The organism is Sodalis sp. (in: enterobacteria) (assembly GCF_036327475.1).
In the GTDB taxonomy this organism is placed as follows: Bacteria; Pseudomonadota; Gammaproteobacteria; order Enterobacterales; family Enterobacteriaceae.
The window spans coordinates 979,363-1,001,351 of sequence record NZ_CP132913.1 but is presented as its reverse complement, the minus strand read 5'-3'; the positions used below and the strand labels follow the sequence as shown (position 1 = coordinate 1,001,351).

The following is a 21,989-nucleotide window of genomic DNA, read 5'->3' as shown; positions in this document are numbered from 1 at the left end:
CTGGTCTGCGATTCGGCGCGCATTCCCGGCACGACATCGTCCGCGAGTTGCCGTTTATTGCCGGTGTGGTCCCGTTGCCCGGCGACGAAAAACGGGCCAAGTGTCCATTTCGGCTACGTTGCGCCTCGGCTTTCGGGCTCCGTCTCGCTGTGATACCGACTCTGACCATCCTCAGTCAAGGCGACTGGACGGTACGTTGCCATAGGGTATGTCCACATGTTTGAAATTAACGATCCGGTGGTACGCTACTCCACCGGTAACCTTCTGAGTCGGTTCAAACTTGGCGCCGTGCGCTATGTGGATATCTTGGCGGGTCAGCCTGCATGTGGCGTCGGCAAAGACGCTGGCCTTACCGGTGAAGCGGTGGTGGCAAGAGATCCCTACCGGATGGTGACGACCTGACGCTGATTAGCGGCGCACGGTACAGATTAACGGCCGCGAGTCGCAGGACGCCAGCGACTGGTCCTGGCGCGGGATCCGGCGGCGTGCCGGCCTGATCTTCCAAGCTTCCATGGCGGCGCTAGATCCGCGCATGCACGTAAAAAGGTGACTGAGTCTTTTAGTGTCAATGGCAACGAAATTAACCGTCGTGCGGAGGCGAGCGTTTATTGTCCATGGTCTGGCTGTCGGTGGCGTTTATTGACGCTACCTGCATGAGTCGGGTGACAGGCAAGGCTCGTCGCGGTGGCGTGGGCGCTCAGGCCAAAGCTGATTATTGCCGATGAGCCGACCGTTGGTCTGGATCTGTCGGTACAAGGTAAGTTGCTGAACTTGCTCACCGCCCTGCAACGCGAGCTGGAGATGAGCTATTTAATCCATCATACATAACCTGGCTATCACACGCCATGTTACAGACGACATTGCCATCATGTATCTTGGGCGCATTGTCGAAGCGGGCCGACCGCTGCACTCGTTGCCCGCCGGCGCAGGCGCACTGTCGCGTTGGCGCGCCCTTACTACGGCCGTTAGCCGACGAATAGCACGTTGCCTGTCATTTTCCTCTTCTCAGCGCGGCACTTCCCCCGTCCGGTCAGGTGTCATGATCTTCAAGGAGACGCATGCATGAAAGGCTTGTCAATGAATAGACGCGCGCTGATTAAAATGCTCGCAGTGCTCGGCCGCTGGCCATCCGGCTTACCGGGGGGTGGTGCCCAGCGAAAGCCTTTGCTGCTGATAGTCAAAAACGGGTACAAAATGACAATCTGACCCCACCACCACAGCGGCTGGTATGATGAAACGGTGATGTTCACTATCCATTTCAGACCCGCTCACTATCCGTTTAGCGCTGCATCCCGGCATCACGTGGACCGGCGGCTTTGACGAAATGACAACCGGAGACGTGAAATATTCCGGCGCTGGCTTACACCTGGTTCGGAATGAATGTGGATCATCCTAAACTGAAAGATTTGCAGGTGCGTCGAACTATTCAGCGGGCTATCGATGTACTCGCTATTTTGGACGCTACTTTCGGCAGCACCGTGAAACTGGCGTATAGTTTGGCGCTGCCGCCGCTGGCCGGGCGCGCAGCAAAAAGCTCGGGTTTATAGCTCAGGCTGGACCTATCTACTTCCACCGACGGCGAAACAATGGCCAAAGCCATTCAGGCGCAGCTGGCTGAGATGAGTATCGACTTGAAAATCAACCCAATAATAGGTGGGGCGACATTTGTCACCGTGGGCTAGGAATCGGAGGGCGATGCCTGGAAGGACTCGCAACTGCATCTCACTACTTTACCATCGCGTCAGATGCCAGTTATTACCGCCCAGGCCGCGCTGCCCGGGCCCTGTCTGGCCAGCGTTCTTTCTGTGATGATGCCGCGCGCGGTTGTTTCTGGAAGTTTCCTTGAATACTGCCCGTTTTCCATGTTACCGTAGAGTGGATCAAGCAACGCCTTGCGGCACGCCAATTATCGTTGATTTTTAGCGGACAGTTGTTGTCGGCCATCGGCAACTAGGTGCATACCGTCGCTCTCGGTTGGCTTATCTGGCGGTTGGACATGTCGTCATCTCGGCATGCTGGGGACATTGGCGTTTGCAGCCAAGTGGCGATTTTATCTTCGGCCTGTTTAGCAGCGTGATTGTTGACCGCTGAGATCGCCGCCGGCTGGTATTGACACGACACAGATTGGCATCACCGTGTTGGTAACGTTATTACCGGTGTTAACGCTCAATTATCTGATTACTGGCGCACTGGCGATAGCTATTGCGACCGGCCTGGGGCTAATCAGCGCCTTTGATTTACATGGAATTGGCTGGCGCTGAATTCGGTGATTTTCAACGTCGCGTACCTGGTGGGGTCGGCGTTGGGCGGCGTGCTAGTGAAATACCGTCGGTACCGTATCGGGCATTACGCATCCTTGTGTCGCTGACGCGCCGGAATTCCAGGCCGATCAGCGTAGTAATGACGGCTTGTCGCAGTGTTTTGATACGCCGCGGCTGACGGCGCTGTCAATTACTGGTGCTGCGGCTATAATGAAGTAAGCGCCGACGAGGCATTCTGCGTGCGTGACCTTCGGCGCGCACCGGCTTACCGTGTCCTGAGGGCGCGGCGCCGGATGAGCCTTTTCGCGTTCAGCTGTCCTTAGAGGGGTTGTCTACCGCTTTCTTCCGGCTGTCGACTGCGGCTGGCGCCCCCTCCAGTGCTTAATAGCCGGCGCGGAGCCCGAGCAGGGCCGGCACGGGTGTGTGGTGGCCTAACAGCGCGGTATTACAACTGCCTACTCTCGGCGATATCATCACTTGACGACACAGCGTTCGGCGCCCCGCGCTCTATCCCATGAGATGGTTACGTCGGATATGCGTATTGGCGATGCTTTGGCAGCGAGGGTACATGAAGACTTATCGTGTCCAGTGCTATACACGCCCCGGCTAGAATATCAGTTGGAGCGCGATGCTGATTCGCCTGGCAGGCGGACTGGCGCTGACCTCCTACTATCAGACATAGGAAACGACCTTCGGTATTCAACCTTGAATGGTGCCACCGCTTTCCCTCCCGCCATCGAGATGAAAGCAACGTGGGGATAGCTGATACTTAGCAGTACGTTATAGTCAAGGTAAGCGGGGCGGCGCAACCGTTCTAGCCATATCTGGCGCGCGATAACGCGTCGGGCCAAGCGGTATTTTCCGTTGAACTCACCGCATTCACATTTTGCTGGGTCAAGATTTTCCATGATGAACCTGGTCTCGGAAATTGAGCCGCTTCGTCTTGCAACCGCTTGTTCAAGCAACGCGCCTTCCACTGGTATCTGGCCAGCTTCAACGGCAAACCGATCACCACCGCCAACGATATTCCGTTTCCTACTCAAAGCGCGATGCGCCACAAGCGGCTCGCTCCGGTCTGTGTGGCGCCGCTTTCGCTTTCCCTCGCCAGGCTTGCTGATATTCCCACGAAGCAGAAAATTGGCCAGCTGTTGCGCATTTGCGCATTTGCGCATTTGCGTCCTATGCTGATGCTGAGTGATGTTCATGCCGTAGCAAATAATGGTCCGCTCAGTATTGGCATATAGGTGGGCGATATATAAAATTTAGCCGTGATTTAATCCGGAAACCATGATGATGTCCTGCCACGGCATGTTGTCCAAATCGGCTTTGGGGACTGCAAAATCCTGGGTATGTTCGGCGATAAACGCCTCATCGATTATCCCGTTATCACCGCAGGTCAGCGCATCTCGATGCAGGGTAGCAGCGCCTTCATAATGCCTTTCGCATGGCGGCATCGCCGCCGACCCGGACTTTATAATCGATCGACAACAGCTCGGTGGCGCTAAGCGTGAGTATTTCAAGCCTCGCTCCTACAGGGGATGAAGCCACAATGGTGACGGCGCCTTTGCCTTACCTACGCCGATGGAGGTCGGTAAACCCCACACTGGTGGGTTCGTGACACATATTGGAACAGTCTGGGATATTATTGGTGCCGTATTCGCGGGCAAAAGCTGATAAAAGAAGTGCCGCCTCATTTGATGTGCGTCCGGGGGTGTAAACTCCACACAATCAGGGTCGGTGTAGCGCTGCAACGTCGCGCCAATTTTGCGAAAAGCAACCTCATATTCGATAGGGCGATAAATATCCGTAGCGGCATCGTATTGCATCGGTTGGGTTAGTCGCCCTTACCTTTCCAAATCGAAATTGTGGCGCTGCCAGAGCTCACTTGCAGTATTGACGGCGAAAAGTCCGGTGTAGCCCGTTTGCCGGTGGCTTCCCCGCTGACCGCTTTGGCGCCGTTTTCGTAAAATTCAAAATCAGCGGATATCCAGCCACGCGCTGCCTGGACAGTCAAATCCCTGCGGTTGGTTAACGTCAAACAGGGCAATAACATCCTGATTCACCGCGTTTTGCCACGAATGGCGTCGACAACCGCTTTCAAGACGCCCCAGCCGCCAACGGAGCCGCCATAAGGCGCAATGCCGATCGTGCCATTTCTGTTTCATTTTTACCTCATTGATAACACTGTCTCTCAGGCATAATGCACTTATAAGTGCAAGTTATCGCTGTACGTACGGCGCCGGGGTTGATCGAAGAATAGGTCATTAATCAGATAGATAGAAGGGGATATCACAATGGTAAACTGGTGCGACTAGCACAATAGTGACGTGAGCGCGCCGGCAATTGTTGTCTTTTCACAGCACGGTATTCATACTCGAATAGCAGTGCCTCTATTGGATATGCAGGGTGACAATTGCCATATTGCCGCTTTGACGAGGTAGGACTGGTGGTCTGAGCCTGTGCTGTGATACAGCGGGACGCGGTGAGTATTGGACGGGTAATTATAGTCTCCGAGCGTGTGGCCTGGGCTTGGGGAATGCATCAGGCGCCGGCGTCATGCGCCGCGCGATTGACTAGCGTGTCGTGGCTAAAAGAGAATCGAAATCAATTCGCAAATGCTTGGTGAGATCGCCGAGAATATACGGGCTGCCAGCGTGAACGCAGAGATTATCCGACGCATTATGGGCGCCAGCAGTTTCCCGGTACGCGCTTGTCCAGACGGAATGAAAACCGGTATCTTTAACCTAATAGCGGATCCATTCATCGGTATTGAGGAAAAGAAATATATGTTTAAGCCTGTAGCTATTAGCTATTACGTATATAAATAACGGTTTTATTTATATTCCTCTACCCTTTCCTGCAGCGTACGGCAAATTACGACGATAACCACCTTTATGGCGAGGCGATGTTCAACCTGCTGGTAATCACCGCGAGAATATCCTATGAAATGGGGCGCTATGAATATTTCCTGCATTTTCTGCTTAACGCTATTACTTAAGTTGTTAGTCAGAACAGCGATATGGCAATAGGAGGTCAGTATGTTATGGCGAATTTTCACACCTGGACCTGGAGCGGTGTCACGGCACGTTCTTGTTAAAACGACAACGCCAAAAGTCACCCCAGAGAGAAGCGTGCTTATTGCCACTCCTTCATGAGGATAACCACAAAAGATCGGATACGGTTAGGCTAAGATAGCGATCGATACATTACAGCCATGCCAACTCATTACCTTGTCGCTTGCGTTTTTGCACGCTAATGTTTAAGTGTTAGAGAGCTTAATTAAGCTTACAGAGTATTTTCATCGAATCGATATTTAATCGAAGGCACTCATCTTCAGCCTGATATATCAGCGCTAATGACCTTTATCTTATGGCAAACGCAGTCGTCGGCTAATGGCCTCTCTGCTTCCAGCGGATTAGTGGTCACAATCAAAAATCTTTTGATTAATTAATTATCATATTGTTTATATATAGAGAGTTTATGAGAACAATAGCATAGCATCCTGTAGTTCCTTGTACGACATCAACCGCGGTGATCATGATATGCCAATCCGGAAAATCGTTTCCCCTTTGTCATAGGTACGGAATATGTAGCACGGACATAAAAGAAATAGCGCTGACATGGTCAGATATAATGGCCTGCAAATGAAAAGACCTTGCCTGCAAGCCGATAAGAAATCATTTCGAAGCCTACCCATCTACGGCATGTTTATGCTAACGCATATTACTATCGATTTACCAATTTGGATTTCCTTGATCAGGAGCCACAACAGGTTCGTAGCTTGTTTTAAAAGGGCATATAACATGCAAAATGAACGTGTAATGAAACTAATGTCGGAAACGCGCGTTTTACCAGCATTATCAAATGCCATCAGTCTTTGGATGAAACAAGATACGGCGTCTCCTTTTGTTGACCAATTGATAAAAGATGATGATTTTGATGACTTCTTTAAATTAAATCTGTGCGTTGATATATAGGCTCACTATGGCTTATTTACGCTGCCGCGCTATTTTACTACCTTACCAACCATTGCCATTGTTTGCCTTTATTTTGCGACGCTGGTAAATGATTGGGATTATGGCTGGTCTTAAACCTATGTTGATGACCGTGAATACTTTATCAATAATGACTAAGTTGAGATGGCCGCAGCTCTCCCTCTTTGTATGCATTTCTATGGGGACATTTAATTAATATTGCCACTGGCAAAGACAGTCATACAGAAAATCGCCAACCTTTCAGAGTAAGGGATACGTGGCCGCCAAATGAAACGCCGTGAATCGACTATTACATAATATCACTTCTCCATGCTTTTATGGAATGTGACGCATGCCATAAAGGTCGGTATCAGCGACAACATAAAACATCGAAATCAGTAAAACAAACGCCTCCACGACGGTAGGGATTCCTCAGTTTATTGATGTGACGTTCGATGATGGAACAGCTGTTTTCTACTTCTATCGGGCCTCGTCGGCTGAAGCTAACATCGCTCGCGACAGATCAGACCTACCCAGTACTATAAAACACGCCCTGGAAAAGGGAGTGGGAGTAGATAATGGACCGGTGCAGTGATTACTCGATGTTTTGAATCTGCTCGCGCATTTGTTCAATCAAAACTTTCAGTTCGATAGCGGATGCCGTCACGCTGGCATTAATGGATTTTGACGCCAGCGTGTTCGACTCGCGGTTAAATTCCTGCATCATAAAATCCAGCCGCCGGCCTACCGCCTCTTTTTTGGTCAAAATCTGGTAGGCCTCTTTAACATGGGCGTCGAGACGATCCAGCTCCTCCGCGACGTCTATCCGCTGTGCTAGCATCACCAGTTCTTGCTCCAGGCGATTACCGTCCAGTTGAATCTGGGTCTCATCAAGTTTGTTTAGCAGTCTTTCACGCTGCCAGACCAGCACCGACGGCATCTGCTGGCGCACGCTGGCTACTTCAGCGCTAACACCCGCCAGCCGTTGTTCTATCAATACTTTGAGAGCGTTGCCCGCGGTTTCGCGTGCGCTGATAAAGTCGCTGAGGGTAGCGTCCAGCCCGGCAAGTAATTCGATGCTGATAGTGTCCAAATCCTGCTCCGCCGCGGACATGACACCCGGCCAGCGCAGAATAGCCAGCGGGTCGATCTCACCTTCGTCGATTTGCATTTTCACCCACTGCGCGGCTTCCACCAATTGTTTGGCGAGTTTTTCATTGAGGATCAGCGCGCTTTGCGCGCCGGGATTTACGTCGAAGCGCAGATTACATTCCACTTTGCCTCGGGTGAGGCGCAGGCGGATGCGTTCGCGAATGGCGGGCTCCAGACCGCGGAATTGTTCCGGTAGACGTATGTAGGTTTCCAGATAGCGCTGATTAACGGAGCGCAGTTCCCAGGCGGCAGTGCCCCAAGCGCCCTTAATTTCACGCCGGGCGAAGGCGGTCATACTACGGATCATAGGAGTACCTGTTTTATAAGAGTTGCTGCAATTATAGTCCCGCAGCGGCAGGCAAGATAGGCATTAGGCTGGGAAGTCCGTATAATGCGCAGCCAACCCATGATTTACGAGCCGGAGATACCTCTATGCGTCCAGCAGGCAGAAGCGTACAGCAAGTACGTCCAGTAACCATTACCCGCCATTTTACCCAACACGCAGAGGGCTCGGTGCTGATAGCATTCGGCGAAACTCGCGTACTGTGCACCGCGTCAGTGGAAGAGAGTGTGCCGCGTTTCCTCAAGGGGCAGGGACAGGGCTGGATTACCGCCGAATACGGCATGCTGCCGCGCGCGACCCATACCCGCAATCCTCGCGAGGCGGCAAAAGGTAAGCAGGGCGGTCGCACCTTGGAGATTCAGCGTGTTATCGCCCGCTCTCTGCGCGCGGCGGTAGATTTGAATAAATTGGGCGAATACACCATTACCCTCGATTGCGATGTGTTACAAGCTGACGGCGGTACCCGCACCGCGTCCATTACCGGCGCGTGCGTGGCGCTGGCTGATGCCCTTGCCAACATGCAGAAAAAGGGCCAGCTGAAAACCAACCCGATGAAAGGATTCGTCGCGGCGATTTCCGTCGGCATTGTGGCCGGTGAAGCGGTGTGTGATTTGGAGTATGTGGAAGATTCGGCCGCCAAAACCGATATGAACGTGGTGATGATGGAAGGCGGTCGCATGATTGAGGTGCAGGGAACCGCCGAAAGTGAGCCTTTCAGTCAGCAGGAACTGATTACGCTGATCGAATTAGCGCGCGGCGGCATTGACAGCTTGATCCAAGCGCAAAAAGCCGCGCTGGCGGCAGCATAAGTTCGCGCCTAATTTCGTGATGTTGTTCACTGCCTGGCGCCGTTACGCTCGACAATCATGAGCCGTCCACCCTTCACACTTTACATTCCCGCTACTGTTAGGGCCAACTGTCTTAAGCCTCGGCGCATATTGCCGGCAGATAAATGATAATCCGCCGATTCAGCGGTCTCATGATACCCACCGACCATCCTTAAAAGTGCCATTGATCCTTCAGTTTTTGTCGTGGCACTGTTTAACTCGTCAGAAGGTATAGACCATATTGAAGGACACACCACTCTTTGTCGCCATAAGGGACAAATACAAGGTCATTAACCTGCCGTAGCTTGACGTTTAACACTGTTTCTACCGTCTCGCGTAATCGTAGTATTGAGGAATGGCACTTTTAGGGGAGATTATTCATAAGCAAATTAAATCCTAGTCGGTTTAAGTAAGCCTAATCAGCCTAACCACCGCTATTTTCTATCTGTTTAGGCACGCAATCTGACAATTTGCCACTAACTCGTATCATCGTGTGAATAATTGAAGGTAGGTAACAAATTGCTGTATCTATTACTATCGAAACTTAATAATTTTATTATAAAAGATTAATTTTAATTATATATTTTATACCAGATAAGTCAATCTCATGATTCTCAAGCAAACCAAATGGGTCAAGCATCTCGTCAGATCACTTGTCTCAGTGAAGAAAAGCGGCCTCTTCAGGGAAAGGACTGAGTGTCCAACAAGTATGACAAAACGTATGGACGTTTTCCTCACTGGAAGAAGTTGAACAACATAAAACATCTCAATCTCAATACCCTTAGAATAATCGTTATCTATCTTGCAAGAGGTCGATGTCCAGACAAAATTTGTACCTGATAACGAAAGTATCCAAGCAAAACTTCAACATGGTCAGGAAAGCAGAGTGTGAATATTTGTGAGGTTGCCCGGACAGCAACAAGATTAATAATAAAGACCTCCTTTGCAAGTCGGGTAATGTTAAGTAATTGACCAGGCTTGCAAAATCGACCAAACGCTGCTGAAAGCAGCTAAGTTGTAAGCTCATGATATCGCCAGCATCTTTAGAGGGACTTTGGTCACTTTGTCACCGGTTACACAGGACGATTTGCGCATATTGAACAGATCCGCAAGGAGCGTGTTCAAGGAGCGTGTTCAAGGAGCGTGTTGATGACGCTACAGCTTATCATTACTCCTTGAAAACAGAAAAAGAAAATAATTTTCGGGTAATGTGAATATTTCAATTTTGATGGAAAGAGCAGAGGCGAGCTCATTGATAGAAAAACGACATTAGCATAATAGCCCCCTCGCTGTTAATCGAGGTAAGATTTAACAAGATAACAATGTATAATTAATCTGTCAGGTTGTACTCTTAAATTAGCGTTACGATGCTTATACATCTATATTATACCAGATACTCTGTCTAAGGGAGAAGATAATTCGATACAAACGACCAATTGAGAACATTTTGCAAAAGATTGAGAGCGTTATCAAAAATCTAAAAGAAAATATATGATTATTTCGTGTGCTTGGCGGAGATAAAGAAATTAAAAGACTGAAAATTTAATCAACAAGCGCTGGATTGTGATAATCTTCACAAAAACGACTTTGGCACATATTAAATCACTATTAAAAGCATTAACGCCGATAGATTAAGATGTTTACCTGAAGTAACACAGAGACCGATCCAGGCATCTACTTAATGTTGATATTGCCATCACTATCGTTCCAAGCTCGTTTAACGGGTTCACATAGCCATTGCTATCAACATGCCGCTGAGAAATGGTGTGCTGCTGAAAATAGGTGACACCGATTAAGTCAGAGCGAGCAATTCGGTAACAAGATTTGGGAAGTTGTCGATAGCAGAATTACGTAAGTTTTTAACAAATAGAATCTAAGCCAGTAAGAATTAAAAGAACATCTGATCGATACTACCAACCGGTACTCACTCGCCGGTGTTCGGTTTATAGCTGGCATCTTGGTAACGGCCACTTTATTATCGTATCGGCGCTGATACCTTTAGGTACCGCATGCCGCAGCTTGTTTAACCCACCGGTTCTGCCATTCAGAAAGTGGAGCGGAATTATCACTGCAAGGTGTTAGCTATTATCACGTTTGCAGATCTGATGGCCTATCTGAAAGAAAAGGCGAAATGGTCGACCATCTCACTGCGGTCTGTGCCTATCAGCAGCAGTATAGTATCTGAGCTGACCGGGCGTGACGGACGTTCCGCTCTTAATGCCGGTAGTGAAGCGCTCACGTTGACTGGCGGTGGAGCGCCACTTCCACCGCGCCGCTCAGTGGAGCTACGCCACCAAAGCGGCCTACGCAGCTCGAACTCCTGCGTAGGCCAGTATTTGAATTCAGTACGTACAAAGCGCAACAGCATACCTTCGCAAAAAGCCAGCAACTGGCTGGCGACCAGCGACTCATCCAGCTCAAACGCTTCCCCTTCGCGCAGTTTGCGCTCACGCGATACCTGGCGCAGCTGCACTTCGATACGCTCATACAACTGATTAATACGCCCCTGAGTCGGTCTTGTTCAAACATTAGCGCGTGACCGCTCATAATGCGCGTAAGACCCGGATTTCGCGAAGCCTAAAATCAACAACAATATTAGACGAATCAGAGTCTCTTTCTCATCTTGTAGGATCAAGTTAATCCAGCTAATCAGACTGTCCTCGATAAATTCGATCAGGCTATCAAACATCCGGGTTTTGCTGGGAAAGTAGCGGTAAAGCGCGGCTTCCGAAACGCCAACATTGGCTGCCAGCTTTGCGGTGGTAATACGTTGGCTACTATCGCTGGATTCAAGCATCTGTGCCAATACCTGTAAAATCTCTTTGCGGCGGTTACGTTTCGAATCGTCAAGGCTATTATCTTCCGGAGTGCCCGAACCCGCCATCGCCGCGTTCGCTGGCATCGAAGGATTCCACCAAGTTAAACTCCACCTGCACGACCGGCATAAAGACCATTTGTGCCATGCGCTCCCCTGGCTCAACAGTAAAAATGTTCTGCCCGCGGTTCCAGACCGAGACCATCAGCGGCCCTTGGTAGTCCGAATCGATAAGACCTACTAGATTACCAAGCACGATACCGTGTTTATGACCCAAACCGGATCGCGGCAGGATAACCGCCGCCAGATTGGTATCGGCAATGTGAATCGCCAGCCCGGTCGGGATTAAGGTGGTTTCACCTGGCGCCAGCACCACCGGCTCATCGATACAAGAGCATAAATCCAGGCCGGCGGACCCTGTGGTGGTGTAAGTTGGCAGCGGGAAACGATCGCCAACGCGATGGTCCAGGATCTTAACGTCGATTTTTTTCATCATAACGGTTGACAATCTCGTCAATTAGTTGTTGAGCAAGCAGTGATTTATCGCTCAGAGGTAACAAGGTTTCCCCATCCTGCCAGAACAGATGCAACGCATTGTTATCACTGTTAACCCCTTGTCCGGCTTTGGAAACGTCATTAGCGCAAATCAAATCCATTTGCTTATTGATACGCTTTTGCCGGGCGTATTCTTCTATATTGTGGGTTTCGGCGGCAAATCCGACGACATAAGGACGTTGTTTGGTTAGTGCGCCCACGGCCGCCACAATATCAGGATTTTTAATCAGGGTAATTATCAGGTCATCGTCTTTCTTTTTGATTTTTTCCGGTGAAAAACAGCTAGCGCGGTAGTCCGCCACCGCCGCACAGCCGATAAAAATGTGTTGTTGGTAGATGGTGCGCATTACCGCATCCTGCATCTCCAGCGCACTGGTCACGTCGATACGCTCCACATCCGCGGGTGTTGGTATTGAGACCGGACCCGCTATCAGCGTAACACGCGCGCCCTTAGCTGCAGCGGCGCAGGCGATGGCGAAGCCCATCTTGCCCGAGCTGTAATTGCTGAGAAAACGTACCGGATCCAGCGCTTCTCTAGTCGGCCCGGCGGTTATCATGATATTAAGGTGGCCTAGCGAGCGATCGGGGGTGAAATGCTGTGCCACGTGGTCCACCAGCACCAGCGGATCGGACATCCGCCCTGGGCCAATATCGCCGCAAACCTGATCGCCGCTATCGGGTCCCCACAGTAGCACGCCGCGGCCGCTCAACGTGGTTAGATTCGCCTGCGTTGCCGCCGCCCGATACATTTGTTGGTTCATGGCCGCCGCCGCCGCGACGGGGGCCGCCGTCGCAAGACAAAGCGTGGTGAGCAGATCGTTAGCCATTCCCGCCGCCAGGCGCGCCAGAAGATCGGCGGTTGCGGGCGCCAGTAGTACGAGATCAGCCCATTTTGCCAACTCAATATGCCCCATCCTTGCCTCTGCGGCGGGATCCAGCAGGTCGTCCGCCACCGGATAGTCCGATACCGCCTGCAGGCTCAGGGGAGTAATAAACGCCTTCGCTGCCGCCGTTATCACCACGCGCACCTCGGCGCCCCGCTTGCGCAAACGGCGCACCAGTTCGGGGGCCTTGTAGGCGGCGATACCGCCGCTTACGCCCAGAACAATATGTTTGCCGGCCAGTCCCGTCATCTTGCATGTCCAGGTGAAAATATGGTTATAGGCATTTTATCATAACCCTCAATGCCACGGTCATTTGTTTGTTTACGACCGCTTTGGAATCGTCATTCAGCTTTTTACCGTACCATGTCGAACAACAGTGTTGCTGCTGGCATGATAAAATCAGGGCGGTGGGCCGCACAATGGAAAAGCGTAGTAACAAAAGCTGGCCGTCAACGCTGGCACTGCATGAGCAGTGGATTGCTCTCGATCTGACGCGCTGACGGACATTGGATTATGGGCGCTGTTTTTGTGCACCGGCACTCAGAGAAAAGATGTGCTGCAGTTCTCGGAAGAACTGCTGGCGCAGTTCGATTCATTCGATAAATTGATGATTGCTGACTACCAAATCCTGGGCGTTACGTACAGTCTGGGGGCTCAAAGTGTACGCAGCTGCGGGCGATTGGCGAAATGGCGCGGCGCATTTTTCGTTCGCATCTGATGCGCGAGGATGCAACGACCAGCCAGGATATATCCAGGTGTTACCTGCAGCAAATTCTGGTATACCGAGAGAAGGAAGGTGTTTGTGGTCATGTTTCTCGACATCCTCAATCGCCTTATCAATCACCATGAGTTGTTTACGGTGAATAGCGTTGAGGTTCATCCGCGAAAATTGTTCGCGCGGTACTCAAGATCAATGCGGCGGCGATTATTTTGGCGAACAATCATCCTTAACGCTGAACCGAGCCTCGCGCCGACCGCGAAGTAACAGCACGAGTAGTTAAAGCCTGCCTGTTTCTCGATATTCGGGTGCTGGACCATCTGATTATCGGCGCGTGGGAATGGTTTCTTTTGCCGAAAAGACTGGAGCCTTTTCGGCGATTCTGTGGGATCTTTAGCCGTGCAGACTTGAACGGTCGCGCGCCAAGGCGTATGCTACGCCACCTTTAAAAATCTTGGGTGTAGCATTGAGAGCCTATCTTAGCAGAGCCTCTCTGTTGGAAGTCTCTCCTCAGTGAATATACTGCGATGGGCTCTAAAGTTTGACGAGGCGGCCACCATCGTTCTTAGAGCTCGAGCTGATTTGATTTTTGGAGAATAGACATGTCCCGACTCTGTCAAGTTACTGGCAAGCGCCCGGTGAGCGGCAACAACCGCTCCCACGCAATGAATGCGACCAAACGCCGTTTTCTGCCTAACCTGCACTCTCATCGTTTTTGGGTTGAGAGAGAGAAACGCTTTGTTACACTGCGCGTATCTGCTAAAGGTATGCGTGTAATTGATAAAAAGGGCATCGAAATGGTTTTGGCTGATCTCTGTGTCCGCGGCGAGAAGTATTAAGTGAGGAACGAAATCATGGCTAAGAGTGTTCGCGAGAAGATCAAGTTAGTCTCTTCTGCTGGTACTGGCCACTTCTATACTACCACGAAGAACAAGCGTACTAAACCTGAAAAGATGGAATTGAAAAAATTCGATCCGGTTGTACGCCGGCATGTGATTTACAAAGAGGCCAAAATCAAATAATTTGGCGACTGGCCAAAAACCCGGTTCCGACCAGGTTTTTATGGGCCGGCCGAGGGATTGAACCTGGTGTCGAGGGACAGACGATTCTGGGGAGGAGGTACGCAATGTGCTGCTGCGCTGGCTGGTGGAGGAAGAAATTATCGCGCTGCGGGATAGGCGGGTACTGAGCGTACAGCGCCGGGCTAAATATCTGCTGTTGAAGCTGGATCAGGGCTGGCTTATCCATCTCGGTACGTCGGGATGTTTGCCAGTGCTTTCGTAGCCGCCTGAAAGGCACGATCGTGTCGATCTGGTCATCAGCAACAGCTGTATCATCCGCTATACCGATCCGTAGCGTTTTGGCGCCTGACTATGGAGCGATGATCTGTTCACCAGCTGCGTGCTAGCTCATCTTGAGGCCCGAGTTTGACGGACGCTGGCTGTTATGAGAAGCCGCCAATAAACGTTCTCCGATCAAGCCATGGGGTGGATAATCAGTTGGTAGTTGGCGTCGGCAATATCTACGCCAGCGAATCGCTGCTCGTTGCCGGCATTTGCCCGGCTGCGCCGTCAATTCCTTAAGCAAAGATGATGCTACGTTGCTGGCGTAAAGCATCAAGGCGGTATTTTGCTTCGTCCGATTGAGCGGGTGGCACCACGCTGCGAAATTTCCTGCAGTCAGACGGAAAACCGGGCTATTTTGGTGGCGAACCTTGCCGAGCGTGCGGAACGCCGATACTGGCCGCCAAGCACGGCCAGCGAAGCACGTTTTCTGCCTGCGTGTCAGCATGAAGGGTGCGATGCCGCGCTTCCCTGTAGTGGCGCGGCGTTATGTGCTGCCCATTAGGGGTGCAGCCGTGCCCGGACTTCTTTTGCGATAGGCGCGGGCAGAAAGTGATCTATATCGCCGCCGTGCAGCGCCACCTCTTTCACCAGTGTGGAGGAGATGTAAGACAGGGCTTCAGCAGGGATCATGAACACGGTCTCGAGCGTCGGCATTAAGTGACGATTCATTTTTGCCAGTTGCATCTCATACTCGACATCCGTCATAGTACGTACACCGCGGATCAGGATATTTGCTTGCTGCTGGCGAGCAAAATCGACCATTAAGTCGCTAAAGCCGGTTACCGTCACATTGGGCAGGTGGGTTGTCACCTGGGTTGCCAACGCCACTCGTTCATGTAAATCAAACAGCGGCCGTTTACTGGGGTTGGCGGCGATCGCCAACACGACTCCATCAAACATCTGTGCGGCGCGGGTCACTAAATCCAGATGGCCATTGGTCAGCAGATCGAAGGTGCCAGGATAGATGGCTTTGGTGGTCATAGATTATTTTCCTTTTCAGCGTGATTTAAGGCCCATAGTGTGGCGTATTTATTGAAAGTGTATTGTGCGTTAACCACCGCAAGCAACCAACCTTGCCTGCCGTCCAGAAAACCGGCGCGTAGCAACCAGGTTTTAAGGAAAGCGCCGTAGGTATGGCTAATAATGGCTAACATGCCGCATCGCCGCCCCTGGCGATGGCGTTCCCGCGCTAAGGCTTCGGCGTACAGCAGCTGTTTACGCTGAAAAGCCGACAAATCGCGGCACGCCAGATGCTGCAAATCACCCGCCAGGGCAACGATGCCGGCGCCGCTGGTCTCAAGGGATTCATGAACCGGTAGCGCGTTGTAGCGATAGTGCTCACGTGAATACAGCCTCACCACCCGGTCAGGGTACCAGCCACTGTGGCGCATAAAGCGGCCAAGAAACAAATTGTGCCGTGCGCAACTGTAGACCATCTCCAAGTCTGGCTGTCGCAGTACCTCTTGAATCGACCGGCGTAGCGCCGGCGTGACGCGCTCGTCGGCGTCAAGCATCATGATATAATCGCCGCTAGCATAGGCCTGAGCCCGCTGGCGCTGTATACCGAAACCCGGCCAGTCTGTGGACTGGAAAACGCGTGCGCCAGCCTGCGCGGCGATATGGCGCGTTTGATCACTGCTGCCGGAATCCAGCACCACAATTTCATCGGCCCAGTTTACTGACGCCAGACAATCCGGCAGGAGCTCAGCCTCGTTGCGGGTAATTAGTACTACCGACAGACGCTTTCTTTGCGACATTCACTAACTCCGTAACTCCGTTGTGGCAGATAAGGCTCAAGCAAATTCAGCAGGCGCTGCAGCGCGCCCTGGTTCTGATGCAGAACCTCGACGGCATGACGGCTGTAATACAGGCGATAGTCCTCATCGGTCAACAACGTGGATACCGCGTTGACCAGCGACGGCACGTCGGTGACGGTGATTAACCCACCAGCCTCATCCAATTTGTTGCAAATATCGCGAAAATTCAAAGTGTGCGGCCCCATTAGCACCGGAATGGCGTGCGCCGCCGCTTCCAGGGGATTATGGCCGCCGCGCGCCACCAGGCTGCCGCCTATGAACGCCAGATCGGCGATGCCGTACAGCAGCATCAGCTCGCCCATAGAATCGCCCACCACTACCTGCGTGCTGGCGGATGGAATGTCTCCGCTGCTGCGCATGACGTAATTAAAACCAGCCTTCATGGTCATCTCCCGCGCCGCCGAAAAACGCTCCGGGTGGCGCGGGACCAAGATAAGCAACAAATCGGGAAAGTTGGCCAGCAGTTGGCGATGCGCCTGTAATAGTAGCGTTTCTTCACCTTCATGGGTGCTGGTGGCTATCCATACTGGGCGCCGCGCCGTCAGTGGGCGGCACGGCGCCCACGCCATCAGCTCGGTGGGCACGGAAATATCAAATTTCAGGCTGCCGATGACTGCCAGCTGGTTTTTTTTCAGGCCAAGCTCGAGGAAGCGTGTACCATCCTCTTCGTTTTGCGCCGCGATGAGGGTAACGCGGCACATTATGTCGGCGACGAAACCGCTAAACCTCTTATAACCGGCGGCGGAGCGGGCCGAGAGGCGCGCGTTGGCGACCACTAGCGGGATATTGCGGCGGTGCAGTGCCTTGATAAGATTTGGCCATAACTCGGTTTCCATGATGATGACAAGCTTGGGATTGACCCGATCGAGGAAGCGGTTCATCGACCCGGGTAGATCATAGGGCAGATAGGTATGATGGACATCATTGCCGAACGCCGACTGTACCCGTTCGGAGCCGGTGGGCGTCATCGTGGTAACGGTAATAGGCAGGAACGGGTAGCGGTGGCGCAGGGCGCGCACCAGCGGTATGGCCGCCAGCGTCTCGCCCACAGACACGGAATGCAACATGATACCGCCGGCTTTCACCTTACCTTGGCAAAAGCCGTAACGTTCGAGCCAACGGCGGCGGTAGGCGGGCGCTTTTCTACTGCGCCATAATAACCGTATCCACACCAGCGGCTGAATTAAATACATAATTATATTGTATATCATTATAATTAACGATTGTAAGGCGCAGCGACCCATGTGCTGAGTGAGTTTTTAATCAGATAATGTGAATTTCCACAAAATCTGGAATATGCTAGCAGATAAGTCATTATCCCTCATTAGCAGGCAAGTGCTTATCTGATTAGTGCTGGTTGCCGGCTATGACGCGGAGCCACCTAGACCGATGCAAACGGCTATGATAACAGTTGCCGATAAAGGCTCATAAGCTGACGTGAAAGATTCGCTGGCGTGCAAGTGCCTACACGCTGGCGCGCGGCGGCGCCCATTGCTGGATCTCGCTCACGGGACGGTATTTCAGCGGCGAACGTCTTCAGGCTAGCGATATCAAGCGCATCGCAGACAAAGCCCTCGCGTCCCTGTTCAATAAATTCCGCGCCCCCGCAGCGTTGGCTGGTGATGACCGGCAGGCCGCAGGACATGGCCTCAAGGATCGCATTTGGGAAGGGGTCGTACAGCGTCGGCAGGATGAGCGCGTCCGCGGCGTGGTAACAGGGCAGCACATCTTGGCGGACCCCCGTGAAACGCACGCGCGACAGGCAGCCCAGGCTTTGCGCCAGGGCCTGATAGCGCCGCTGGTGTTTATCTCGTCCGACGACAATCAGGTAGCGATCGGTGTCGGCTACCGCGCAAAGGGCCTGTCGTAGCCCTTTGCGCGCAAAACCGGAGCCGACGAAAATTAGCACGCAGACCTGCTTAGGAATCGATAGCGCTTCCCGGGCCGCCCGGCGCTGCCCGCCGTCGGCGGAGACGAATCGCTTTGGATCGATGGCGTTGTAAATCAGAGCGAACTTATCCTCTTCTACGCCGTAATAGTGCATGATATCGTTCTGCACCATCACCGAATTGCAGATGATTTTCTTTAGCTGCTGGGATTGAAACATGTCGCGTTCCGCCGACAGCACATAGCGGTGATAATGACTAATATGCGTCAGCCAGCGCTGATGGGCGGGAATGATGCGCGCGTACTGCGCTAGCCACGCCCGGTGGACGCCATCACCGGCGCGGAACACATCACAGCCGGCGATGCGCTCATGGCTTTGCACCAGATCGAAATGGCGCTGCTGCCAGTACCGCCGCGCAGCATCGGCGAAACCGCGCTCGCGTGCGATGCGGCCGCCACTGCGCGGGTTACAGATGTGCACATGCCAGTCTGGCTGCGGTTTGCCTGACCACTGGCGCGTAATGATGTTCAGTTCCAGTCCGCTGTTATCAAGCGCTTCCAAGGCGCGGGAGATAAAGCGTTCCGCGCCGCCGTCGGGACGATATTTTTGCCGTATTATCGCCAGGCGAATAGTTGTCATGTCGGAGTTTTCCTTGCCGCCGCGATCCGCCGGTGGCCATTTGCAATGGTGTAAACGACCTTGCCAGCACCGCGCGGTAGGATGATGGCGCGTTTCCGCCGGGGTTGCGCGTTTACGGCGCAAGATCCCTTACCATCAGCGGATCGAGTGCTGATAAATGGCCTCTCGCTGTCGTCAACACCGGCTCAGCGGTGTCACGCTGAGGTAGCACTGCCGGGTTTGGGTATCAATCGTATCCGAAGCCGGCAGTTTGACATAATCGCCGGCCCGTAGCACGATACTCTTTTCGCTCTAGGGACGCCAGCTCTCTGCAGTTTAGTCAGGCCGAACAGTGCCACGTAGGGGTGTCCAGCGCCGCAATATGCATGGGCACAGAATCGACGCCATAAACAGGCGTGCAGCCTCAAGCAAACACTAGTCAGAGAAGCAGATAAACACGGAAAACCGGGCGATGAGCGCCCTAGTCCACGTTCAGAACGAGGTTACGCGGCGGAGTCGCACTGCGCAATATCTCATGATCATTGCGAGCGGTACTGAAGCATGGCAAGTGGCCTAGTGTGTGGGGTCAAATGGAAAAGGCTAAGCTTTCACCTCAGTAGGATAGGGACCACACCTGAGAGTGGTAATGGCGCTCTGGTTATCGCCGGCGCCAGGCGTAGAGACGACACAGCCACGGCAGCAGTTAGTACCACTGGTGGATGCCGCGTGCATTGCAGATTATACGTTTATGGGCGCCGCGGCTGAAAATATCGCTAATAATCATTAGCCACGCGCCAGATTTGGTTCGCGCTACATGGCAAACGGACAGCGTTTCGTGGGTCACCTGTTGTGCAAACTCATGATAGCGCCGGTTGAAAAATAATGCTGCTGATATTCGACGTTTTAACGCCGGCTCGTTTTGCGATTGCTGATGGACATCGCGTGGATGTAATAGCAATACAGTACGTTTTGGGTATAGTGCATGCGGCGAGCTTGGACATCAGCTCGGTGATCCAGGGTATATCCTGATGATGCAGGCCCGTCTCAAATCGCAAATCCAACTGTTTTATCAACGACAGGGAGATAGATGCCGAGCTAGATCACATGCAGGTAACGCAGGGTGACCACTCAGTACGTCGGTCGAGCTCAGGCACTCAAGGGGAATAAGCGTCTTAATCCGCTGTGAGTCGGGAAACATCCGGGTCACTCTGCTATGATCGTCAACAATTACTGATATAGGGTAGGATAGAGCATATCGTCAGTGTTGAGAGGGGTGGCATAACGCCGCGCGCCGTCGCCACGCCGGCATTGCGCGCGATGCTCCACCGTTGGGCTGGTCAATTACCCGGACATGGGTATAGCGCTCAGCGCATTCATGCGCCGGCCCTTCCAAACCAGAACCGACGTTGACCAAGATGATTTCCAAGTCAGTAAGCGTTTGTGCCAACAGGGAAGGGTTAGAAGTGTAAAACATGGCGTCGGCGTTATACAAAGGAACGATGACGCTAAGCTTAACGTTGCGGATTCCGGTTGCGTCATTGTCGTCATGGGTCTTTATCGGACAAAAGCGCATGTCGCTTACTGCTGGTGTCAGGACGCGCTTTGCGCCAAGGCGATATATTTCCGACAAATCGTCGCTATCTCATAGGCTTGTAGACTGGAAGAGGAAATCGCCGGCGGCCGGTCATAAACTGTGCGCATAGTTTTCGCCAGCGAAACGCTACTCAACTCCGCCAACCCCGCGGAAAGCTCGCCGTCCAGAATTTCCTCCGGACCACCGGGACAACGGGTGCTGACCACCGGCGTGTCACAGATAAGCGCTTCCACCAGTACATTACCAAACCCTTCGCTATCGGAGCTCAAGATCAGCATGCGGGCGTGGCGGATATAGGGATAAGGATTGGTGTTGAACGCTCTGAACAGCACTCGATCGGTAATTTGCAAATCTTGCGCCAAGGACTTAAGCCGCCTCAGCATAGCGTCGCTACCTTTACCAAGAATAACCAGCCGCGCCTGAATACCGCTTTCGGCGTAGGCTTTTAACAACCGATCCTGGCGTTTATTTTCATGCAAACGGCCAACGTGAATGAGGTAATCCTGACCGGCCAGTTCACAAGGCACCTCTGCCAGCCGACGGATAGCGCTGAAATCGAAGGGGTTGTAAATCACTTCGGCATGGCGCGGCTTTACGCTGAAGGCCTGACACATATCATTCAGGACGCCGCGCGAGACAGCGATAATATTACGGTTTTGGTAGAGCGCATGGATTTTCTGGCGTTTCAGCCAGTGGGAGAAGCTCGTGCGATGGCCCAAATAGCCCAATGAGAACATGGTATGCAGGCAGAACCAGATACGATCCCGCGGTAACACGTGGCTGAGCGCCACGATGCGGTCAGTTTTGTACAGATGTGAGAACACTAGATCGAATTTGCCGTTGCGCTGTTGCGATGCCAGCACCGCCTTATCCAGCGCCCGTGCCCGGCGCGATAGCTCCGTCAGTTTGCGCCAGGGTGTGCTAGCGTTGTCAGTGATTATCCGATACTCAATACCGTCCGGTAGCGCGTAGTCGCATACTTCTCGCAGCGAAAATATTGACACTTGATGGCCCTGGGACGCTAACCCATGTGCGAGCGTTAGCAGCACTTTCTCTGCGCCACCGCCGGGCAAGCCATCAATGATCATCAATATACGCATGCTGATTTCCACTGTATGCTGCTGTACACGGTCTGTTTTATCGGTGATCCTACCCCAAGGCGAAATGAAAATCTCCTTAAGTTTCATCGAAACCACA

General features: G+C 52.4%; 18 protein-coding genes and 5 pseudogenes. 12 read left to right on the top strand and 11 right to left on the bottom strand.

The features are described 5' to 3' along the window. Positions 1 to 216: 216 nt before the first annotated feature. The 4 genes from GPOALKHO_RS05480 (at position 217) to GPOALKHO_RS05465 (ending at position 2,261) form a co-directional block, all read left to right on the top strand. Positions 217 to 402, top strand: coding sequence for a hypothetical protein (locus tag GPOALKHO_RS05480; RefSeq protein ID WP_406701608.1), 186 nt, complete (start codon positions 217 to 219; stop codon positions 400 to 402). A gap of 282 nt (positions 403 to 684) precedes the next feature. Continuing rightward, positions 685 to 828, top strand: a complete 144-nt coding sequence (locus GPOALKHO_RS05475) for a hypothetical protein (RefSeq protein ID WP_406701606.1) — start codon at positions 685 to 687, stop codon at positions 826 to 828. Positions 829 to 1,382: 554 nt separating this feature from the next. Further along, positions 1,383 to 1,547, top strand: a complete 165-nt coding sequence (locus GPOALKHO_RS05470) for a hypothetical protein (protein ID WP_406701605.1) — start codon at positions 1,383 to 1,385, stop codon at positions 1,545 to 1,547. Positions 1,548 to 2,135: 588 nt separating this feature from the next. Beyond that, complete coding sequence (locus GPOALKHO_RS05465; RefSeq protein WP_406701604.1) at positions 2,136 to 2,261, top strand: hypothetical protein; 126 nt, start codon at positions 2,136 to 2,138, stop codon at positions 2,259 to 2,261. 1,097 nt (positions 2,262 to 3,358) lie between these two features. Here GPOALKHO_RS05465 and GPOALKHO_RS05460 read toward each other — a convergent pair. Continuing rightward, a pseudogene (locus GPOALKHO_RS05460) lies at positions 3,359 to 4,407 on the bottom strand (CbbBc protein); the annotation flags it as partial. Between the two features lie 469 nt (positions 4,408 to 4,876). Between GPOALKHO_RS05460 and GPOALKHO_RS05455 the strand changes: the two are divergent. After that, positions 4,877 to 5,089, top strand: a complete 213-nt coding sequence (locus GPOALKHO_RS05455) for a hypothetical protein (RefSeq protein ID WP_406701603.1) — start codon at positions 4,877 to 4,879, stop codon at positions 5,087 to 5,089. A gap of 975 nt (positions 5,090 to 6,064) precedes the next feature. After that, positions 6,065 to 6,238 (top strand): hypothetical protein, encoded by a 174-nt coding sequence (locus GPOALKHO_RS05450; RefSeq protein WP_406701602.1) that lies wholly within the window; start codon positions 6,065 to 6,067, stop codon positions 6,236 to 6,238. A gap of 592 nt (positions 6,239 to 6,830) precedes the next feature. Here GPOALKHO_RS05450 and GPOALKHO_RS05445 read toward each other — a convergent pair. Then, positions 6,831 to 7,694, bottom strand: coding sequence for a YicC/YloC family endoribonuclease (locus tag GPOALKHO_RS05445; protein WP_406701601.1), 864 nt, complete (start codon positions 7,692 to 7,694; stop codon positions 6,831 to 6,833). Between the two features lie 125 nt (positions 7,695 to 7,819). Between GPOALKHO_RS05445 and rph the strand changes: the two genes are divergently transcribed. Continuing rightward, a complete protein-coding gene (gene rph, locus GPOALKHO_RS05440) occupies positions 7,820 to 8,539 on the top strand; it encodes a ribonuclease PH (protein ID WP_406701599.1) in 720 nt (239 codons plus the stop codon). Positions 8,540 to 10,593: 2,054 nt separating this feature from the next. Further along, positions 10,594 to 10,742: pseudogene (gene pyrE, locus GPOALKHO_RS05435) on the top strand (orotate phosphoribosyltransferase); the annotation flags it as partial. A gap of 111 nt (positions 10,743 to 10,853) precedes the next feature. Here pyrE and slmA read toward each other — a convergent pair. The 3 genes and pseudogenes from slmA to coaBC all read right to left on the bottom strand — a co-directional run. Beyond that, positions 10,854 to 11,441 (bottom strand): annotated as a pseudogene (gene slmA / locus GPOALKHO_RS05430) (nucleoid occlusion factor SlmA); the annotation flags it as partial. Continuing rightward, positions 11,413 to 11,868, bottom strand: a complete 456-nt coding sequence (gene dut / locus GPOALKHO_RS05425) for a dUTP diphosphatase (RefSeq protein ID WP_406701597.1) — start codon at positions 11,866 to 11,868, stop codon at positions 11,413 to 11,415. The pseudogene slmA and the gene dut, both read right to left, overlap by 29 nt. After that, positions 11,846 to 13,060, bottom strand: a complete 1,215-nt coding sequence (gene coaBC, locus GPOALKHO_RS05420; protein ID WP_406701595.1) for a bifunctional phosphopantothenoylcysteine decarboxylase/phosphopantothenate--cysteine ligase CoaBC — start codon at positions 13,058 to 13,060, stop codon at positions 11,846 to 11,848. Before coaBC ends, dut begins: the two co-directional genes overlap by 23 nt. 223 nt (positions 13,061 to 13,283) lie before the next feature. Here coaBC and radC point away from each other — a divergent pair. From radC to GPOALKHO_RS05400, 4 genes and pseudogenes are all read left to right on the top strand, one after another. Then, positions 13,284 to 13,891 (top strand): annotated as a pseudogene (radC, locus tag GPOALKHO_RS05415) (DNA repair protein RadC); the annotation flags it as partial. Positions 13,892 to 14,131: 240 nt separating this feature from the next. Continuing rightward, the gene (gene rpmB / locus GPOALKHO_RS05410) at positions 14,132 to 14,368 is read left to right on the top strand and encodes a 50S ribosomal protein L28 (RefSeq protein ID WP_406701594.1); all 237 of its coding nucleotides are present in this window, start codon (positions 14,132 to 14,134) and stop codon (positions 14,366 to 14,368) included. 15 nt (positions 14,369 to 14,383) lie between these two features. Further along, positions 14,384 to 14,551, top strand: a complete 168-nt coding sequence (gene rpmG / locus GPOALKHO_RS05405) for a 50S ribosomal protein L33 (RefSeq protein WP_406701592.1) — start codon at positions 14,384 to 14,386, stop codon at positions 14,549 to 14,551. Positions 14,552 to 14,559: 8 nt separating this feature from the next. Further along, positions 14,560 to 15,322, top strand: a pseudogene (locus tag GPOALKHO_RS05400) (DNA-formamidopyrimidine glycosylase family protein). A gap of 51 nt (positions 15,323 to 15,373) precedes the next feature. On the opposite strand, the gene coaD reads toward GPOALKHO_RS05400, so the two are convergent. From coaD to GPOALKHO_RS05370, 6 genes are all read right to left on the bottom strand, one after another. Beyond that, positions 15,374 to 15,856: a pantetheine-phosphate adenylyltransferase gene (gene coaD, locus GPOALKHO_RS05395; protein ID WP_406701590.1), complete on the bottom strand. Its 483-nt coding sequence runs from the start codon at positions 15,854 to 15,856 to the stop codon at positions 15,374 to 15,376. Beyond that, entirely contained in the window at positions 15,853 to 16,632 is a 780-nt protein-coding gene (locus GPOALKHO_RS05390) for a glycosyltransferase family 2 protein (RefSeq protein ID WP_406701588.1), read from the bottom strand. The genes coaD and GPOALKHO_RS05390 overlap by 4 nt, the downstream gene beginning before the upstream one ends. Beyond that, positions 16,605 to 17,903 carry a lipid IV(A) 3-deoxy-D-manno-octulosonic acid transferase gene (waaA, locus tag GPOALKHO_RS05385; RefSeq protein ID WP_406701587.1) on the bottom strand — a complete coding sequence of 433 codons (1,299 nt, stop codon included), beginning with the start codon at positions 17,901 to 17,903 and terminating at the stop codon, positions 16,605 to 16,607. The genes GPOALKHO_RS05390 and waaA overlap by 28 nt, the downstream gene beginning before the upstream one ends. A gap of 188 nt (positions 17,904 to 18,091) precedes the next feature. Beyond that, positions 18,092 to 19,219, bottom strand: a complete 1,128-nt coding sequence (locus GPOALKHO_RS05380; protein WP_406703401.1) for a glycosyltransferase family 4 protein — start codon at positions 19,217 to 19,219, stop codon at positions 18,092 to 18,094. Between the two features lie 1,237 nt (positions 19,220 to 20,456). Further along, on the bottom strand, positions 20,457 to 20,771 hold the full coding sequence (locus tag GPOALKHO_RS05375; RefSeq protein ID WP_406701584.1) for a glycosyltransferase: 315 nt from the start codon (positions 20,769 to 20,771) through the stop codon (positions 20,457 to 20,459). Positions 20,772 to 20,788: 17 nt separating this feature from the next. After that, on the bottom strand, positions 20,789 to 21,892 hold the full coding sequence (locus tag GPOALKHO_RS05370) for a glycosyltransferase (protein ID WP_406703399.1): 1,104 nt from the start codon (positions 21,890 to 21,892) through the stop codon (positions 20,789 to 20,791). Positions 21,893 to 21,989: the final 97 nt, after the last annotated feature.

Coding starts and splice junctions, on each gene's coding strand:
- GPOALKHO_RS05480 (WP_406701608.1), top strand. CDS start 217: ATGTTTGAAATTAACGATCCGGTGGTACGCTACTCCACCGGTAACCTT.
- GPOALKHO_RS05455 (WP_406701603.1), top strand. CDS start 4,877: ATGCTTGGTGAGATCGCCGAGAATATACGGGCTGCCAGCGTGAACGCA.
- GPOALKHO_RS05450 (WP_406701602.1), top strand. CDS start 6,065: ATGCAAAATGAACGTGTAATGAAACTAATGTCGGAAACGCGCGTTTTA.
- GPOALKHO_RS05445 (WP_406701601.1), bottom strand. CDS start 7,694: ATGATCCGTAGTATGACCGCCTTCGCCCGGCGTGAAATTAAGGGCGCT.
- rph (WP_406701599.1), top strand. CDS start 7,820: ATGCGTCCAGCAGGCAGAAGCGTACAGCAAGTACGTCCAGTAACCATT.
- dut (WP_406701597.1), bottom strand. CDS start 11,868: ATGATGAAAAAAATCGACGTTAAGATCCTGGACCATCGCGTTGGCGAT.
- coaBC (WP_406701595.1), bottom strand. CDS start 13,060: ATGACGGGACTGGCCGGCAAACATATTGTTCTGGGCGTAAGCGGCGGT.
- rpmB (WP_406701594.1), top strand. CDS start 14,132: ATGTCCCGACTCTGTCAAGTTACTGGCAAGCGCCCGGTGAGCGGCAAC.
- rpmG (WP_406701592.1), top strand. CDS start 14,384: ATGGCTAAGAGTGTTCGCGAGAAGATCAAGTTAGTCTCTTCTGCTGGT.
- coaD (WP_406701590.1), bottom strand. CDS start 15,856: ATGACCACCAAAGCCATCTATCCTGGCACCTTCGATCTGCTGACCAAT.
- GPOALKHO_RS05390 (WP_406701588.1), bottom strand. CDS start 16,632: ATGTCGCAAAGAAAGCGTCTGTCGGTAGTACTAATTACCCGCAACGAG.
- waaA (WP_406701587.1), bottom strand. CDS start 17,903: ATGATATACAATATAATTATGTATTTAATTCAGCCGCTGGTGTGGATA.
- GPOALKHO_RS05380 (WP_406703401.1), bottom strand. CDS start 19,219: ATGACAACTATTCGCCTGGCGATAATACGGCAAAAATATCGTCCCGAC.
- GPOALKHO_RS05375 (WP_406701584.1), bottom strand. CDS start 20,771: ATGCGCTTTTGTCCGATAAAGACCCATGACGACAATGACGCAACCGGA.
- GPOALKHO_RS05370 (WP_406703399.1), bottom strand. CDS start 21,892: ATGCGTATATTGATGATCATTGATGGCTTGCCCGGCGGTGGCGCAGAG.